The following is a 14,924-nucleotide window of genomic DNA, read 5'->3' as shown; positions in this document are numbered from 1 at the left end:
AACAACGCAACAAAATGATGGCAGACAGCCTGCTCAGCTAACACTGAGCGGGCTGTTGTTTTTTATGCCTGAACGATGCAGCTCAGCACAGCCGCTGCAACTGCATCTTTATAATGGGCCTCACTATTTACCGGGGAGCGATCATGCAACGTGTGACAGGAATAGGCGGTATCTTCTTTCAGGCCAAAGACGCAGCCGCTTTGCGCGCCTGGTATCAGCGCCATCTGGGTATCGATGTGCAGCCCTGGGGTGGCGCGGCATTCAGCTGGGCGGATGAGACCGGTCAGCCTGTAGGCGGCACCACGGTGTGGTCGATTGGTGCTGAACAAAACGCGCAATTTGCGCCGGGTCGCGCCAGCTTCATGATCAATTACCGCGTCGCAGATTTGGCTGCATTGCTGGCAGCCTTGCGTGAAGAAGGTTGTCAGGTGCTGGAAAAAACCGAGTCCTCGGAGTATGGCGAATTTGGCTGGGTGATCGATCCGGAAGGGAATAAGGTGGAACTGTGGCAGCCACCTGCCGGGCAATGAAGCCGGATAACAGCATGCGTCAACTGGTCGCTACTTGTCATTGCGGTGCAGTGCGGATTAGCGTGCCTGCGATGCCGGCATCCATCGTTGAATGTAATTGTTCGATTTGCCGTCGCAATGGTGCACTCTGGGCATTTTATAGCGCTGATACGGTGCAGATTTTGGGCCATCCTGAACACACTACGCAATATATCTGGGGTGCCCGCTCTATCCGCACCATGCACTGTAAAACCTGCGGCTGTGCAACCCATTGGGAAACGCTAGATGGTGGGCCGACAGATCGGGTGGGAGTGAATAGCCGACTTTTTGACCCTGAACTGCTCAAAGGAATACGTATCCGGTATTTTGATGGCGCAGACAGCTGGACCTATACCGATTAAGGATGTGCCAGATCCGGGGCTGGTATTGCTACTGTATAGACAACGTGAAGGAGGCTTCACCGCTTGGGCCATCAGACAACATGCTGTCTCTGATTTTTTCAAACCTGGTCAGCTAATGATGGAAGTATCACGATGACGACAGTACAGTTCCTGGTTGCCGATTTACAGCGCCATCAGCAGCCGCTGTTGGCCTTGCATGAGGAATATCTGGGCTGGGTCTTCAGTCAGCTGGAGCTGGTCAAGGATTTGCCCATCAGTTCGCCCGCGTCGCCGCTGCGGGATTATCTGCCGACTGCGCTGGCAGCGGTCTGTACGCAGTCGCCACCGCAAGGGATTTTTTATTTACTGCAGGTGGATGGACAAATTGCAGGAATGGGCGGGCTGCGTGGTCTGAGCACGGAGCTGGCTGAATTCAAACGTATTTATTTGCGTCCTGCTTACCGCGAGCTGGGTCTGGCAGATAGTCTGATGCAGACTTTACTAGCTGATGCCCACGCATTTGGCTACACGCGTCTGTGTCTGGACAGTGCCGTATTTATGCAGTCCGCCCAGCGGCTTTATCGACGTTATGGATTTCAGTCTTGCCCACCCTATGCAGGTACTGAAGTGCCGCAGGAATGGCAGGCGCACTGGTGTTTTATGCAGCGTAGCCTGTAGCGGCGGGACTACGGATTAAAGCAGGAGCAAGTCGACTGCTTGAACAGAGTTGGCAAGATGGCAGAAGGAGAATATCGATGGCAGACAACAAAACCAAGGCAACCACAGCCGCGGTCGCTGATTATATGGCCGCGATCAGTGATGAGGCCAGGCGCAAGGATTGTCAGCAATTGCTGAGCATGATGGCTGAAATCAGTGGGCAGAATGCGGTGATGTGGGGCACGGCCATCGTTGGCTTTGGCGTCCACAGGTATGCCTTGTCAGGCGGTAAAACCGGTGAAATCTGTGCCTTGGGTTTCTCATCCCGTCAAGGCGATATCTCAGTGTACGGTGTGGCTGGACCTGAAGCCGATCAGGATTTATTAGCCCGGCTGGGACGATGCAAACTCGGTAAGGGCTGTTTGTATATCAAGCGCTTGTCTGACCTGGATATACCTGTGTTCCGAGAATTGTTAGCAGATGCAGTAAAACGTAAGCTCACGTGAGCTCGTGTGAGTAAATGAGGGCTGAGGCATTGCCGTGCCAGCGGTTTTGGGATGCCCGGCGATACAACATCATCAACCGTGCACCAGCACAAAGCAAAAAAGAAGCGTATGAATATCAGCGTTAGTGTCACCATCAAGTCCACACCAGAACAAGTCTGGCAGGCTTACACCACACCGCAAGACATCATGCAATGGAATGCAGCGTCGCCGGATTGGCATACCACCGCAGCGCAAGTCGATCTGCGCGTAGACGGCGTATTTTCCTCACGCATGGAAGCGAAGGATGGCAGCCATGGTTTTGATTTTGCGGGCGTCTACACGGAGGTCGTGCCTTGCCAGCGTCTCGCCTATCGTTTCGGCGAGCGTCATGCGCAAGTCGATTTTGTCACGCAGGCAGACAACAGTGTGCTGGTCACCGTCACGTTTGAACCTGAGAACGTATTCCCGCGCGAACAGCAACAGCAAGGCTGGCAGGCGATACTCGATAATTTTGCGCGTTATGTCGAAGCGGTAGCCTGAGCTAAACGCTAAACGCTAAACGCTGAACGCTGAACGCTGAACGCTGGACCGGGCAGCGCTCGTCCGGAGGCTGCCTGGTTGACGTCAGGGATTTCAGATCCGCATATTCTCCGGACCGATGGCGCGTAATACGCAGGTCAGACGGCCTTCGCGTTTGGATAGCTGGTTTTCCCATTGCAGCGGGCGCAGATTTTTTTCTTCATGGACGCCACCTTCGGCCAGTGGCAGGATGTAGTCGATTTCCCATCCGTAGTCTGAAAAGCGATTGCCAAATTCCGTGTATTTGATCCAGGCCCCACACTGATCGCGGCGCCACATACTGGCATCGACATGATCAACCGTGCTGGCTTTATTCCAGATATGCAGCTTCATCGCTTCGTCAAACAGCATAGACGGTCTCCCTGTGTCCATGGTTGAAATAGAGTCAGCAGTTGTGTATGTGCAGGCTGTTGTGTGACGCTGCTGTCGCCCACAAGTTGTATAGAAATGTAACTCGAATTTTTCCTATATGCAATTATTTTTGGAAACAGAGTTATTCTTGCTGAGTAGCCGCGTGGTCTGCAGGTCTGCAATTTGAGTAAATAAAAAAGCAAAGGCCTAGCAATGGCGCGGCTTTTGAGGTGAAAAAGGCTTGCAAGCCAATAGTGGTGCGGACATTGCTTTCAGTAACAAGCTGGAAATCGTTTGCCCCAGCACTTAGGCTGAAGCAAACTGGCTGTAAAACAATATGATTTTTTTGCAACACAAACGGCGCGCTATGCGTTTTCAGGCCACAGCCCAGCGCACTACAGCCATCTGCCACGCAATTCCTGCAGCGTAGTCCAGAGCAGGCGGGTGCCGAACAGGCCGACCATCAGGCTGGAAAAGCGGCTCAGGCTTTGCCGCTGCTTGTCATAGCGGCGTTGTATGGCCGGATGTGAGAAAGCCAGCGCCAGAAACACATGCCAGATCACTGCGTTTGCATACACCAGTAACACAGCACTGAGCGTCATGCTCCAGTCCGGTTGCGCCGGCAGCACGGTAGCGAACACGCTGCCGAAGAACAGTGCAGTTTTCGGGTTCAGGATATTGGTCAGGAAGCCCATACGGAAAGCGGCCGCCAGGCTGATTTGCTGCAGTGTTGCGCTTTGACTCTGGCCCTTGCTTTGCCACAGTTTGCTGGCCAGATAGAGCAGATACAGGCCGCCAGCGATTTGCACCAGTTGACGTAATGCGGGATGGGCGTGAAACACGATGCCTATGCCCAGCACTGCGAGTGTGGCCCAGGTCAGCGTGACGCAAGTGATGCCCGCAGCAGCGGCCAGTGCCTGTGAGCGCTGACCGCTGGCGGCTAACTGGCCGACCAGTAAAAAGTTAGCACCGGGCGTCACTAAGACGATCCAGTGCAGGGTGGCGAGGGTGAGCAATATGGCTAACATCAGAACTCCGGCACAAAGATGCTGAGTATGCCAGTATTGCTCAGACAAAAGCATAACAATTGCGCGCTACCCTGGCCAATACAGCGGGCAGCAGATACTGTATTTACTCGGTTTCTGCCAGCGGACGCTTGAACACCAATACCGGTGATTTGGCAAAGTGATTGTGTAAGCCGGCGATATGAATCAGCTCCCAGCCCTGTCGTCCGTAGTCGTTCAGTTGGTGCTCAAGTGAACTCGCCAGTTCCAACAAATTTCCACTGCCGTTCAGATAGCTGGAGGTGACCGATTTATACTCCCACTTTCGCATGCTGTTCTCCCGCAGATACGGATGTTCCCGGCGGGTGGAAAGGCAGTTCCGCCTGCAGCGCATCCTCCGCTTTGGAGTGCAGATAGCTGTCTATCTGCTTGCTCTCCGTTGCCAGCTCAGATTTCAATAGTGCAGTATGCAGCGAGCCATCTTTGACGTTGCCTGGCGTAGTTTGCGGTGCCGCTGAATTGCCGATTTCTTCCGTCAGTTCGCATTGTTTTTTGAGTAGCAATTGCGTGGTTTGCGCTTCACATTTTTCCACGGCGGGAGAGTACTCTTTGTTTTCAGTATAAAAATGCAGTATGTATTGCATGATGCCGACCAGTTCTTCAGTTAAGTCTTTCGCCAGCAAGGACACAACGGCTGCTTTACGAATCTGATAATCCTCATCCTTATCCTCAGTTTTATTCGAAACTTGCTGAACCGGTTGCGCGCCGGCGCTGCTGTTTGCTTGATACTCTGCAGTATGCATAGTGTTTCTCCTTTGTCCTTACCAGACCTGATGAAGTGCTGAGCCGCATGCTGTGCGGCACCTCAATTGAGCGCAACATTGCGCAGACTGAATGTAGTGGAGCGCTACTTACCTTACTGTTCGTCAGCCAACATTTACCGCTTTTATTGCGAACCGGATTTTAAAAAAAAACCCTTAGTCAGCGGCGTGATGTTCGTTAGCGAACGGTATGACGGAGGCCAGGCGGGCACCATAGTCTGACCAATTCTGGCGAAGGAGAGCAAAATGCGTAGCGACGTACAGATACAGTCCGATTTAATGGCGGAACTGAAATGGGAGCCATCACTGGATGAGGATGCGATACAGGTATTTGTCAAAGATGGGGTGGTAACGCTGAATGGTCAGGTGCCCAGCTATATACAAAAATGGATAGCAGAAAGAACCGCACTCGGTGTATTTGGTGTGAAGGCTTTGACGGTGCAGCTGACGGTGAATTTACCGCAATCCAGTGTGCGTAGTGATGCCGACATCGCGCGCCTCGCACAGAGCGTGCTGTCGTGGAACAGCCTGGTGCCGGACGAACGCCTGAAGATCATGGTGGAAAATGGCTGGATTACCATTTCCGGCGAAGTGCAATGGGACTTTGAAAAACGTGCAGCGGTCAAGACGCTTTCTTCTCTGTTTGGCGTAACCGGACTGACGGATCTGATTCATCTTACCCGGAAACCGCGTTCGCCACTGGCATTAAAAACAGATATCGAAGCAGCACTGCGACGCAGCGGTGGCGACGCGCACCCGCATATCGATGTCATACAGGAAGGCGATTGCATCACCTTGTCCGGCACTGTGCACAATGATTTTGAACGATCTATGGCCAAGCGGATTGCATGGCGGGCACCTGGAGTTCAGACCGTGGTCGATCATTTACAGATTGGATAAATACAAGCATAGCGGCTGACTGCAGCGTAGTGTCAGCACAGACGCTGACAGGCTTAACTTTTGGAGCGCGGATGATGCATATACAGGAAGCGGCGATTTATGTCTTTGGCACCCGTGCAGATGCCGAAGTGGCGATAGGTAAATTGAGTGTGGCCGGAATCGATGTCACCAAATTATCGTTGATCGGTAAGGGTTATCACAGCGAAGAGCATCCCATTGGTTTCTATACCATGGGGGATAAAATCAAATCCTGGGGAGCGAAAGGCGCATTCTGGGGCGGTATCTGGGGCTTGCTGATCGCACCTGCGGTATTTGTGTTTCCAGGTGTTGGTCTGGTGGCGATGGCAGGACCGATAGTGGCGATGATCGCATCCGCACTGGAAGGTGCGGTGATCGTCGGTGGTTTGTCAGCCCTGGGTGCAGCCATGACGGTGATCGGTGTGCCTAAAGAAAAGCAGATCATGTATGAAACTGCTTTGAAAGCGGATCAGTACATTTTGATCGCGCACGGCACCGAGCAGGATGTGGCCAGGGTGAAGGCAGAACTGGCGAATATCAGGATAGTGTCCGATTATCTGCAAATCTGAAGCTGATCTGCAGGAGCGTGTACCGGCTAACTTACATCTTGCTACAAATTTTCAGACTGTCGCAATCACACCCAGCGCGCGCAATGGCATGATGCGGTTTCTGACGATACCGGAGCCGGACATGAAGCCTTTGCTAGCGCGATTCTCTGTACTCATGTTGTGCGGCCTGACTCTGCCTCAGGCCATTGCGGCCAACCGCATCCGGCTGGAGCGCGCCGATAGCCAATTGCTGAATGCGATGGTGTATCCGGCCAGTGGCTCTTGTCAGGGCGTGGCAGTGATTTCGCATGGTGCCGGTGGCTCAGAACAAGGCTATGCCTATCTGGCGCAAGGATTGGCAGAGCAGGGTTGGCTGGCGGTGGTGCCCGATCATCACGACAGTGGCACCGACGTGTTGCGCAAGCGTCTGCGCGCCAGCAATCTGCAGTCAGCACTGAGCAGTATGGTGACCGACAGTGCCGCCTACCGCGCGCGGCAACTGGACATCAACGCGGCTCGCTTATGGGCACAGCCACATTGCACTGGCAAGGCGACGGTGCTGATTGGCCATTCTATGGGTGCAGCAATCACCATGATGGAAGCTGGTGCCGACAATCTGATGCAAATACACGCACAGAAAAGTTTTGACCGCTATATCGCGCTGTCGCCGCAAGGGCCGGGTAATATCTTTCCCGAGCAGGCCTGGGCTGATATCCGTCAACCTGTCTTACTGCTGACCGGTACCCGTGACTTTGAACTCGGTGGCTTGTCCTGGGAAACCCGCACCACGCCATTCAGTCAGATGCCAGGCGGCTGTAAATGGCTGGGAGTGATCGATGGCGCGACCCATCAACATTTTGCCGGGCACGGTGCTTCACGTTCTTCTGAGAAGCTGATCATGCAAACAGTACGCGCCTTCCTGCAGGCCGATGCCACATGCAGTTTGCCGCCGTCCAGTCCGGGTTTGCGTTTGCAAGCCAAATGAATTGCAGGCATTCGTCAGTGCGTTGTCTGCTCAGCCTGGCTGCACGCTAAAGCGATAGACTCCATCCTCACCCAGGCTGCGTTGTAACTGCCCGGCGAACCACAGCTGGTGCAGATGCGCGAGAGCCTCACCAATGGCAAAGGTCAGCTGATGCGCATCAAGCGGACGGCGGAACATCAGCGGCACAATATCGCAAGCCGATTGCGGCGTGGCGCAGGCTGTCAGCACTTCGTCCAGCCGTGCTGCATGATGTTCCTGCAATTGCCGTACGCGCGTCTGTACGCCACGGAAAGGCTTGCCATGCGAAGGCAGGATCAGCACATCCGGTGGCAGGTCGCTGTATTTTTGCAGGGAATCCAGATACTGCTGTACCGGATTGGCTTCCGGCTCTATCGCAAACACCGAGACATTGGTGGAAATACGCGGCAGCAGCATATCGCCTGAAATCAGCAGATTCAGCTCAGCACTGTACAGCGACGCATGCTCAGGCGAGTGGCCGTAACCGGCGATGATTTGCCAGGCGCGCCCGTTGATCATCAGCGGCACCCCTTCCTGCAGGCGGTGGTAGCTGGCTGGAACGGTAGGCACCAGCCGCGTGTAATGGCCTTTTCTTTCCTGTATCTGTTCTTCCATCGCCGGGTCCAGCAAGCCATGGCGGCGGAAGTGAGGGAACATGGCGGTGCCATCTGCTCCGGGCAGCGCGGCCGACATCATACGTGCAAACGCATATTCACCCGCCGTCATCCACAGCGGCGCTTTCCAGCGGCTGCACAGCCAGTCGGCCAGGCCCACATGGTCAGGGTGGCAGTGGGTGACGATGACGCGTATTACCGGCAGCCCGCGCAAATGATTATGCAGATCGCCAAACAATACTTCCCAGGCATCGCGCGTTGCGTCGCTGGCGATGCCGCAATCGACTACGGTCCAGCCATGTACCGGGCCCTGATCCGTCATCAGGGTATCTTCCAGCAGCCACAGGTTGATATGGTTGAGCGCAAATGGCAGGCCCATTCTGACCCACAGCACACCGGGCAGAATTTCCATGGTTTTGCCGGATTCCGGCAAAGTGTCAGCATAAGGGTAGGACAGTTCTTGTTCCAGCGGATTCATAGTGGCGATCTCAGGGTAGTTGCGGGCGTGCTGTCAGGACGCATCACGGCGTATATGCAGGCTTGGCTCTGAGCGAAACTTTGGCTCAAAACAGTTGATGCAAAAGAAAAAATGCAGATCAACAAGTCGCTCAGAATAGCCTACAATGCTTTTTTATTGAATTGACGTTTACGTTAACTGCAGATTGTAATCAGAGTACAGGACTTACGCAAAATTGTTGCGGCACCGCGCCAGCGCGCCACCGTAGTGATTTAGCTTCTTTTCTGCGAAAACTGATTTCTTGTTCTGGAAAACTATGGCTACTTATACGATTACTGAACTGGCACGTGAATTCGACATCACGCCGCGCGCCATCCGTTTTTACGAAGACCAGGGCTTGTTAAGCCCGACCCGCGAAGGTCCCAGTGGCCGAAATCGTGTCTATACGGCAAGAGAACGGACCCATCTCAAGCTTACCCTGCGCGGTAAACGCCTGGGGCTGAGCCTGTCAGACATCAAGAGTCTGGTCGATATGTATCGCTCGCCCAAGGATACCGAGGCCCAGCTACACAGCTTCCTGGAAGTGCTGGCACGACACCGTGCGGCGCTGGAACAACAGCGTGAAGACATCGAAGTGATGCTGGCCGAGATCAGCGCCCACGAGGAAAAAAGCCGTGGTTTGCTGGGGCTGGCCAGGTTGCAGGAAGAAGCAGAAACCCCCTGAGCAGCAACTTCTCGCTAATTGACGTTTACGTAAACGTCAATTAGTCGTATGATTTTCACTTTTGCAGCGTCTGATATGGAGTTGGCATGAGTATTGACAGCATCCCAGCAGCAGAACAGCCAGCTTCCGGCGAACTGGAACCGCAGCTTGCCTTGCAGCTGCTGGAAGCCTTTAACCGTCAGGGCGCATTGATGGCCTGGCAGGCGAAAGTCACAGCGATGGCGCCCGGCAGTTGCGAAATCAGCCTGCCGTACAGCGACAGGGTGACGCAGCAGCATGGCTATTTCCACGGCGGCGTGATTGGTACGCTGGCCGATGTGGCAGGCGGCTTTGCCGCGAATACCTTGTTGATGCCACACAGTGAATGCCTGACTGCCGAATACAAGATCAACATCCTGGCGCCCGGCACCGGTGACACCCTGATCGCGCGCGGCAGGGTGATCAAAAACGGAAAATCGCTGGTAGTCGCAAGTGCAGACGTGTTTGCAGTACAGGATGGCAAAGAAAAGTTATGCGCAGTGATGCAGCAGACCTTATTTGTCATCAGCAGGAAATAAGCTGTCCACAAGATAGCTTGCAGGATAGCGGCTCAGCGGTCGCAACAGCGTTGCCGTGACAGTTTGTGTAAATTCTAAAAATGAATGAATAAAGTGAGGATGACATGCTCCATTTACCTGGTTTGACTTTTGATCATGGCGAAGACATCGCCGCCCTGCGTGAAGCCGTACAACAGTTTGCCGCCGCAGAAATCGCGCCGCGCGCAGCGGAAATCGACCGCTCCGATCAGTTCCCTATGGACCTGTGGCAAAAGATGGGTGAGCTCGGCATCCTCGGTGTGACCGTCAGTGAAGAATACGGCGGCGCCAATATGGGCTATCTGGCGCATATCATCGCGATGGAAGAAATTTCACGCGCTTCGGCATCCGTCGGTTTGTCTTACGGCGCGCATTCCAATCTGTGCGTGAACCAGATCAAGCGCAACGGTAATGAAGCGCAAAAGCAAAAATACCTGCCAAAACTGATTTCCGGTGAACACATAGGCGCACTCGCCATGTCAGAACCGAATGCCGGTTCCGACGTGGTCAGCATGAAGCTGCGCGCTGATCTGAAGGGGGATCACTATGTGCTGAATGGCACCAAAATGTGGATTACCAATGGTCCGGATGCCGATGTGCTGGTGGTCTACGCAAAAACTGATCTGGAAGCTGGCCCACGCGGCATGACCGCTTTCCTGATCGAAAAAGGCTATAAAGGTTTCTCGATTGCGCAGAAACTCGACAAGCTCGGCATGCGTGGTTCGCATACCGGCGAACTGGTATTCGACAACTGCGAAGTACCGCTGGAAAATGTACTTGGCGGCGTCGGCAAAGGCGTTAATGTGCTGATGTCTGGCCTGGATTTTGAACGCACCGTATTGTCCGGCGGCCCGCTCGGCATCATGCAGGCCTGTATGGATGTGGTCGTGCCTTACATTCATGACCGCAAACAGTTTGGTCAGGCCATCGGTGAATTTCAATTAATGCAGGGCAAGATTGCCGATATGTATTCCACCATGATGGCATGTAAGGCCTATGTCTACGCCGTTGGTCAGGCTTGTGACCGCGCCACCACACCGGAAGCCGTGCGCGCACTGCGTAAAGATGCGGCGGGTGCTATTCTGTATAGCGCCGAAAAAGCGACCTGGATGGCTGGTGAGGCAATTCAGATTCTGGGTGGCAATGGCTATATCAACGAATACCCGGTTGGCCGTTTGTGGCGTGATGCGAAGTTGTATGAAATCGGTGCCGGTACCAGCGAAATCCGCCGTATGCTGATCGGTCGCGAACTGTTCGCAGAAACCCGTTAAACGCAAGGCTGACCAGGGTGTACTCATAAGGATACCTATGCAGAATTTGCACACCTCTACCCCTGTCGTCGTCCATCGTGGCTTATCTCAGGCCCTTAATAAGCGTGTCTGGCTGAAGCTGGAAAATACCCAGCCTTCAGGCTCCTTCAAGATGCGCGGCATAGGCTTATTATGTCAGCGCGCCCATGCCAAGGGTGCGCGGCATTTCGTTTGTCCATCGGGTGGCAATGCTGGCTACGCGGCTGCGCTGGCCGGTCAGGCGCTCGGTGTGGCAACGACCATTCTGGTGATGCAAGCGACGGCGGAATCCGTCAAACAGCGCATTGCCGCCTTAGGTGCCGAGGTGCGTGTCGCCGGAGCCAGCTGGGATGAGATTCGTGCCGCCGCACTCGAATTGAGTGCACAGCCTGGTCATGTGTATATTCCTCCTTTTGATCATCCCGATATCTGGGAAGGGAATGCCAGTCTGATCGCCGAGGCGGTCACTCAGGCAGAATTCGATGCCGTCATCTGTTCCGTCGGTGGTGGTGGTTTGTTAGCAGGTATCGTACAGGGTTTGCATGCGCAAAATCTGACACAGTTGCCAGTGCTCGCGGTTGAAACCGAGGGGGCAGCTTCTTTGCGTGCTGCATTGGAAGCGCAACAGCTAGTCAGCCTCCCTGCAATCCGTACTATCGCGACTTCGCTGGCAGCTAATCAAGTCGCGCAAGGCACACTGGATTGGTGTTTGCGACATCCTGTGAGCAGTCATGTGGTCAGCGACCGCGAAGCCGTCGATGCCTGTTTGCGCTTTGCGAATGACAGTCGCATGTTGGTTGAACCCGCGTGCGGCGCAGCTCTGGCGATAGCTTACAGTTATGCCGAAAAACTCGCTGCTTACCAAAATCCCCTGATTGTTGTGTGTGGTGGCCTGGGGGTGGATTTGGAAAAACTGACGAGCTGGAAAACCCAATTCGCACTGTGAACGCCATGCCCCATACCCATTTCCCCAAATTGCTGTCGTCGCAAATTGCGTTTGATATCGCGCGCACTATACTCGATGGTTTTGATAAGCATTACCGCTTATTCCGCGCCAGCAGTCAGGCAGCAAAAACGCATTTTGAAAAAGGCGATTGGAAAACGGCACAGACTGCGGCTACGGAACGCATACAATTTTATGATCAGCGCGTGCGTGAATGTGTGCAGGTGCTGGAAGATGAATATTCGCAGGAAGATCTGAGTGATGAAGTCTGGCGCGAAGTCAAACTGCATTACATGGGTTTACTGATCGATCATTTGCGCCCCGAACTGGCGGAAACCTTCTTCAATACGGTGTGTACCAAGCTGCTGCATCGCACCTATTTTCATAATGATTTTATTTTCGTTCGGCCTGCCACTTCGACCGAATACATAGAGCGCGAAGACACACCACCGACTTACCGCGTGTACTATCCGGCTACCGATGGCCTGCGCTTCACCATCAAACGCATCGTGACCAACTTCCGGCTCAATGCGAGTTTTGAAGATCTGGATCGCGATGTGGCGCTGGTGGAAGCGCGCCTCAAAGAAAATTTTGGCAAGGAAAAGCTGGAGCCGAATCACCAGATTCAGGTGCTCGCCAATCTGTTTTACCGCAATAAATCTGCCTACATCATCGGCAAAGGTATCAACGGTAACCGCGAATATCCTTTCGTGATTCCCGTTATGCATAAAGCCAAGGGACAGCTGGTATTGGATACCGTGTTGTTCGACAATATGCAGATCACGGTCTTGTTTTCGTTCACCCGCGCTTACTTCATGGTCGATATGGAAGTGCCGTCGGCTTATGTGCAATTCATACGCAGCATCTTGCCACGCAAGCCGCGCAGTGAGATTTACACCATGCTGGGTTTGCAAAAGCATGGCAAGAACCTGTTCTACCGCGACTTTCTGCATCACCTCAAATATTCATCCGACCAGATCGCGGCAGCGCCCGGTATCCGTGGACTGGTGATGCTGGTGTTTGCGCTGCCATCCTTCCCGTATGTGTTCAAGCTGATCAAAGACAGCTTTCCACCGCCTAAGGAAACCAGCAAGGAACTGATCAAAGAAAAATATCTGCTGGTGAAAAACCATGACCGCGTAGGACGCATGGCCGACACGCTGGAATATTCCGATGTGGCTTTTCCACGCTCGCGTTTTTCCGAGGAATTGTTGGCTGAGATCGCCCAGTATGCGCCGTCTTTACTCGAAGTCAGCGATGAAGAAGTGGTGATACGCCACCTGTACATAGAGAGGCGCATGACACCGCTGAATATCTGGCTGACCGAAGCGGAACAACGCGGTGATCTGGAAGCCATGGAGCATGGTGTGCGCGAATATGGCAATGCGATCAAGGAACTGGTGGCCGCCAATATTTTTCCGGGCGATATGCTGTACAAAAACTTCGGTGTCACACGCCATGGGCGCGTGGTGTTCTACGACTATGACGAGATTGAATACATCACCGATTGTAATTTCCGTCAGATCCCGGCTCCACGCAATGAAGAAGATGAAATGGCGGCTGAGCCCTGGTACCCGATCGCTAAGAATGATGTCTTCCCCGAACAGTTCGGCACCTTTTTGCTGGGTAACCGCAGAGTCAGGGAATTTTTTATGAAACACCATGCGGACTTGCTGACCGCGGAATACTGGCAAGGCCGTAAATTACGCATCGTGGCCGGCAAGGTCGACGATGTGTTCCCGTATCCGCAGGAAATACGTTTTTGTCACCAGACGACGGCAACTCAGCCCGTGGTCTGAATTCAGTTTTTAACAGGAGATAATCATGAACGACCCTATCGTTATCGTTGGCGCAGCGCGTACCCCTATGGGCGCTTTCCAGAGTGATTTCGCTGCGCTGACTGCCAGCCAGCTCGGTGCAGTTGCGATCAAGGCAGCGGTTGAGCGCGCCGGTGTGGCACCTGAACTGGTAGAAGAAGTTTTGTTCGGTAACTGCCTGATGGCCGGCCAGGGTCAGGCTCCTGCGCGCCAGGCTTTGCTGGCAGCCGGTTTGCCTATGTCCACAGGTGCGGTCACATTGTCCAAGATGTGCGGCTCCGCAATGAAAGCGACCATGATGGCCTTCGATTCCATCAACGCTGGCAGCAATGAAGTGCTGATCGCTGGTGGTATGGAATCCATGACCAATGCGCCATACCTGATCCCGAAAGCACGTGGTGGCTATCGCATCGGTCACGGCATGATGTATGACCACATGATGCTCGACGGTCTGGAAGATGCCTACGACAAAGGCCGCTCCATGGGTACCTTCGCCGAAGACTGCTCTGCCAAGTATGCGTTCAGCCGCGAAGATCAGGATGCATTTGCCATCGCCTCCGTGAAACGTGCCCAGGCAGCTACCGCTGATGGCTCCTTTGCCTGGGAAATCGCACCGGTCACCGTCTCCAGCCGCGCTGGTGATGTGGTGATCGATAAGGATGAAGGCCCGCTCAAAGCACGACTGGATAAAATTCCAGGCTTGAAAGCCGCATTCAAAAAAGACGGCACCATCACGGCTGCCTCTTCGTCTTCCATCAACGACGGTGCTGCTGCGCTGGTACTGATGCGCGCTTCCAAAGCCAAAGAACTGGGCCTGACACCGATCGCTAAAATTCTGGCACATGCTTCCCATGCACAGGAACCAGGCTGGTTCACCACAGCACCGGTAGGCGCGATAGAAAAGCTGTACAAAAAAACCGGCTGGACCACAGAAACTGTCGATCTGTTTGAAATCAATGAAGCCTTTGCCACCGTGCCTATGGCAGCGATGAAAGAGCTGAATATTCCTCACGATAAAGTGAATGTACACGGCGGCGCCTGCGCACTGGGTCATCCTATCGGCGCATCCGGTGCCCGTATCATCATCACATTGATCGGTGCATTGAAGAAGCAGGGTAAAGCACGTGGTGTGGCTTCGCTGTGTATTGGTGGTGGTGAGGGTACAGCCATCGCCATCGAGCTGGTTTAAGCTGCCCTAAGCTACTGCGCGGCACACTCTTGAGCCTGCGATGCTCGTCGTACTTCAGTAC

General features: G+C 53.9%; 19 protein-coding genes. 14 read left to right on the top strand and 5 right to left on the bottom strand.

Translation table 11 applies throughout. The features are described from left to right. The first annotated feature begins 143 nt into the window (after positions 1-143). The 5 genes from EYB48_RS05190 to EYB48_RS05170 all read left to right on the top strand — a co-directional run bounded on the left by EYB48_RS05190 (position 144) and on the right by EYB48_RS05170 (position 2,571). Positions 144-530 (top strand): VOC family protein, encoded by a 387-nt coding sequence (locus EYB48_RS05190; protein WP_162019238.1) that lies wholly within the window; start codon positions 144-146, stop codon positions 528-530. A gap of 14 nt (positions 531-544) precedes the next feature. Beyond that, entirely contained in the window at positions 545-910 is a 366-nt protein-coding gene (locus tag EYB48_RS05185) for a GFA family protein (protein WP_202927673.1), read from the top strand. A gap of 132 nt (positions 911-1,042) precedes the next feature. Next, a complete protein-coding gene (locus EYB48_RS05180) occupies positions 1,043-1,567 on the top strand; it encodes a GNAT family N-acetyltransferase (RefSeq protein ID WP_162019237.1) in 525 nt (174 codons plus the stop codon). Between the two features lie 77 nt (positions 1,568-1,644). Beyond that, entirely contained in the window at positions 1,645-2,052 is a 408-nt protein-coding gene (locus tag EYB48_RS05175; protein WP_162019236.1) for a DUF1801 domain-containing protein, read from the top strand. Between the two features lie 108 nt (positions 2,053-2,160). Further along, the gene (locus tag EYB48_RS05170) at positions 2,161-2,571 is read left to right on the top strand and encodes an SRPBCC domain-containing protein (protein ID WP_162019235.1); all 411 of its coding nucleotides are present in this window, start codon (positions 2,161-2,163) and stop codon (positions 2,569-2,571) included. 93 nt (positions 2,572-2,664) lie between these two features. Here the strand turns inward: EYB48_RS05170 and EYB48_RS05165 are convergent, their stop codons facing one another. The 4 genes from EYB48_RS05165 to EYB48_RS05150 all read right to left on the bottom strand — a co-directional run bounded on the left by EYB48_RS05165 (position 2,665) and on the right by EYB48_RS05150 (position 4,768). Further along, entirely contained in the window at positions 2,665-2,961 is a 297-nt protein-coding gene (locus EYB48_RS05165; RefSeq protein WP_162019234.1) for an HNH endonuclease signature motif containing protein, read from the bottom strand. 395 nt (positions 2,962-3,356) lie between these two features. Beyond that, positions 3,357-3,989, bottom strand: coding sequence for a LysE family transporter (locus EYB48_RS05160; protein ID WP_162019233.1), 633 nt, complete (start codon positions 3,987-3,989; stop codon positions 3,357-3,359). Between the two features lie 103 nt (positions 3,990-4,092). Beyond that, the gene (locus EYB48_RS05155; RefSeq protein WP_162019232.1) at positions 4,093-4,296 is read right to left on the bottom strand and encodes a DUF4177 domain-containing protein; all 204 of its coding nucleotides are present in this window, start codon (positions 4,294-4,296) and stop codon (positions 4,093-4,095) included. After that, the gene (locus tag EYB48_RS05150; protein ID WP_162019231.1) at positions 4,277-4,768 is read right to left on the bottom strand and encodes a hypothetical protein; all 492 of its coding nucleotides are present in this window, start codon (positions 4,766-4,768) and stop codon (positions 4,277-4,279) included. The genes EYB48_RS05155 and EYB48_RS05150 overlap by 20 nt, the downstream gene beginning before the upstream one ends. 264 nt (positions 4,769-5,032) lie before the next feature. On the opposite strand from EYB48_RS05150, the gene EYB48_RS05145 reads away from it, so the two are divergent. From EYB48_RS05145 to EYB48_RS05135, 3 genes are all read left to right on the top strand, one after another. Next, on the top strand, positions 5,033-5,686 hold the full coding sequence (locus tag EYB48_RS05145; RefSeq protein ID WP_162019230.1) for a BON domain-containing protein: 654 nt from the start codon (positions 5,033-5,035) through the stop codon (positions 5,684-5,686). Positions 5,687-5,757: 71 nt separating this feature from the next. After that, positions 5,758-6,273, top strand: a complete 516-nt coding sequence (locus tag EYB48_RS05140) for a DUF1269 domain-containing protein (protein WP_202927672.1) — start codon at positions 5,758-5,760, stop codon at positions 6,271-6,273. Positions 6,274-6,427: 154 nt separating this feature from the next. Beyond that, entirely contained in the window at positions 6,428-7,237 is an 810-nt protein-coding gene (locus EYB48_RS05135; RefSeq protein ID WP_162019229.1) for an alpha/beta hydrolase family protein, read from the top strand. Positions 7,238-7,267: 30 nt separating this feature from the next. Here EYB48_RS05135 and EYB48_RS05130 read toward each other — a convergent pair whose 3' ends face one another. Beyond that, positions 7,268-8,347 carry an MBL fold metallo-hydrolase gene (locus tag EYB48_RS05130; protein ID WP_162019228.1) on the bottom strand — a complete coding sequence of 360 codons (1,080 nt, stop codon included), beginning with the start codon at positions 8,345-8,347 and terminating at the stop codon, positions 7,268-7,270. Between the two features lie 295 nt (positions 8,348-8,642). On the opposite strand from EYB48_RS05130, the gene EYB48_RS05125 reads away from it, so the two are divergent. From EYB48_RS05125 to EYB48_RS05100, 6 genes are all read left to right on the top strand, one after another. After that, the gene (locus tag EYB48_RS05125) at positions 8,643-9,050 is read left to right on the top strand and encodes a MerR family transcriptional regulator (protein WP_162019227.1); all 408 of its coding nucleotides are present in this window, start codon (positions 8,643-8,645) and stop codon (positions 9,048-9,050) included. Between the two features lie 86 nt (positions 9,051-9,136). Next, on the top strand, positions 9,137-9,607 hold the full coding sequence (locus tag EYB48_RS05120) for a PaaI family thioesterase (protein ID WP_162019226.1): 471 nt from the start codon (positions 9,137-9,139) through the stop codon (positions 9,605-9,607). Positions 9,608-9,711: 104 nt separating this feature from the next. Beyond that, positions 9,712-10,896, top strand: coding sequence for an isovaleryl-CoA dehydrogenase (locus EYB48_RS05115; protein WP_162019225.1), 1,185 nt, complete (start codon positions 9,712-9,714; stop codon positions 10,894-10,896). Positions 10,897-10,933: 37 nt separating this feature from the next. Then, positions 10,934-11,860 carry a pyridoxal-phosphate dependent enzyme gene (locus tag EYB48_RS05110; protein WP_162019224.1) on the top strand — a complete coding sequence of 309 codons (927 nt, stop codon included), beginning with the start codon at positions 10,934-10,936 and terminating at the stop codon, positions 11,858-11,860. 5 nt (positions 11,861-11,865) lie between these two features. Beyond that, positions 11,866-13,656 (top strand): bifunctional isocitrate dehydrogenase kinase/phosphatase, encoded by a 1,791-nt coding sequence (aceK, locus tag EYB48_RS05105; RefSeq protein WP_162019223.1) that lies wholly within the window; start codon positions 11,866-11,868, stop codon positions 13,654-13,656. 25 nt (positions 13,657-13,681) lie between these two features. Beyond that, on the top strand, positions 13,682-14,863 hold the full coding sequence (locus tag EYB48_RS05100; RefSeq protein WP_162019222.1) for an acetyl-CoA C-acetyltransferase: 1,182 nt from the start codon (positions 13,682-13,684) through the stop codon (positions 14,861-14,863). Positions 14,864-14,924 lie beyond the last annotated feature (61 nt).

This window comes from Cognatundibacterium crateris (genome assembly GCF_010078235.1).
Taxonomy (GTDB): domain Bacteria; phylum Pseudomonadota; class Gammaproteobacteria; order Burkholderiales; family Burkholderiaceae_D; genus Undibacterium; species Undibacterium crateris.
Note: the sequence above shows the minus strand (reverse complement) of the source record. Positions and strands in the feature narration are given on the sequence as shown.

Excerpts from the sequence above, each read along its gene's own strand:
- EYB48_RS05190 (WP_162019238.1), top strand. The coding sequence starts at position 144 with ATGCAACGTGTGACAGGAATAGGCGGTATCTTCTTTCAGGCCAAAGAC.
- EYB48_RS05185 (WP_202927673.1), top strand. The coding sequence starts at position 545 with ATGCGTCAACTGGTCGCTACTTGTCATTGCGGTGCAGTGCGGATTAGC.
- EYB48_RS05180 (WP_162019237.1), top strand. The coding sequence starts at position 1,043 with ATGACGACAGTACAGTTCCTGGTTGCCGATTTACAGCGCCATCAGCAG.
- EYB48_RS05175 (WP_162019236.1), top strand. The coding sequence starts at position 1,645 with ATGGCAGACAACAAAACCAAGGCAACCACAGCCGCGGTCGCTGATTAT.
- EYB48_RS05170 (WP_162019235.1), top strand. The coding sequence starts at position 2,161 with ATGAATATCAGCGTTAGTGTCACCATCAAGTCCACACCAGAACAAGTC.
- EYB48_RS05165 (WP_162019234.1), bottom strand. The coding sequence starts at position 2,961 with ATGCTGTTTGACGAAGCGATGAAGCTGCATATCTGGAATAAAGCCAGC.
- EYB48_RS05160 (WP_162019233.1), bottom strand. The coding sequence starts at position 3,989 with ATGTTAGCCATATTGCTCACCCTCGCCACCCTGCACTGGATCGTCTTA.
- EYB48_RS05155 (WP_162019232.1), bottom strand. The coding sequence starts at position 4,296 with ATGCGAAAGTGGGAGTATAAATCGGTCACCTCCAGCTATCTGAACGGC.
- EYB48_RS05150 (WP_162019231.1), bottom strand. The coding sequence starts at position 4,768 with ATGCATACTGCAGAGTATCAAGCAAACAGCAGCGCCGGCGCGCAACCG.
- EYB48_RS05145 (WP_162019230.1), top strand. The coding sequence starts at position 5,033 with ATGCGTAGCGACGTACAGATACAGTCCGATTTAATGGCGGAACTGAAA.
- EYB48_RS05140 (WP_202927672.1), top strand. The coding sequence starts at position 5,758 with ATGATGCATATACAGGAAGCGGCGATTTATGTCTTTGGCACCCGTGCA.
- EYB48_RS05135 (WP_162019229.1), top strand. The coding sequence starts at position 6,428 with ATGTTGTGCGGCCTGACTCTGCCTCAGGCCATTGCGGCCAACCGCATC.
- EYB48_RS05130 (WP_162019228.1), bottom strand. The coding sequence starts at position 8,347 with ATGAATCCGCTGGAACAAGAACTGTCCTACCCTTATGCTGACACTTTG.
- EYB48_RS05125 (WP_162019227.1), top strand. The coding sequence starts at position 8,643 with ATGGCTACTTATACGATTACTGAACTGGCACGTGAATTCGACATCACG.
- EYB48_RS05120 (WP_162019226.1), top strand. The coding sequence starts at position 9,137 with ATGAGTATTGACAGCATCCCAGCAGCAGAACAGCCAGCTTCCGGCGAA.
- EYB48_RS05115 (WP_162019225.1), top strand. The coding sequence starts at position 9,712 with ATGCTCCATTTACCTGGTTTGACTTTTGATCATGGCGAAGACATCGCC.
- EYB48_RS05110 (WP_162019224.1), top strand. The coding sequence starts at position 10,934 with ATGCAGAATTTGCACACCTCTACCCCTGTCGTCGTCCATCGTGGCTTA.
- aceK (WP_162019223.1), top strand. The coding sequence starts at position 11,866 with ATGCCCCATACCCATTTCCCCAAATTGCTGTCGTCGCAAATTGCGTTT.
- EYB48_RS05100 (WP_162019222.1), top strand. The coding sequence starts at position 13,682 with ATGAACGACCCTATCGTTATCGTTGGCGCAGCGCGTACCCCTATGGGC.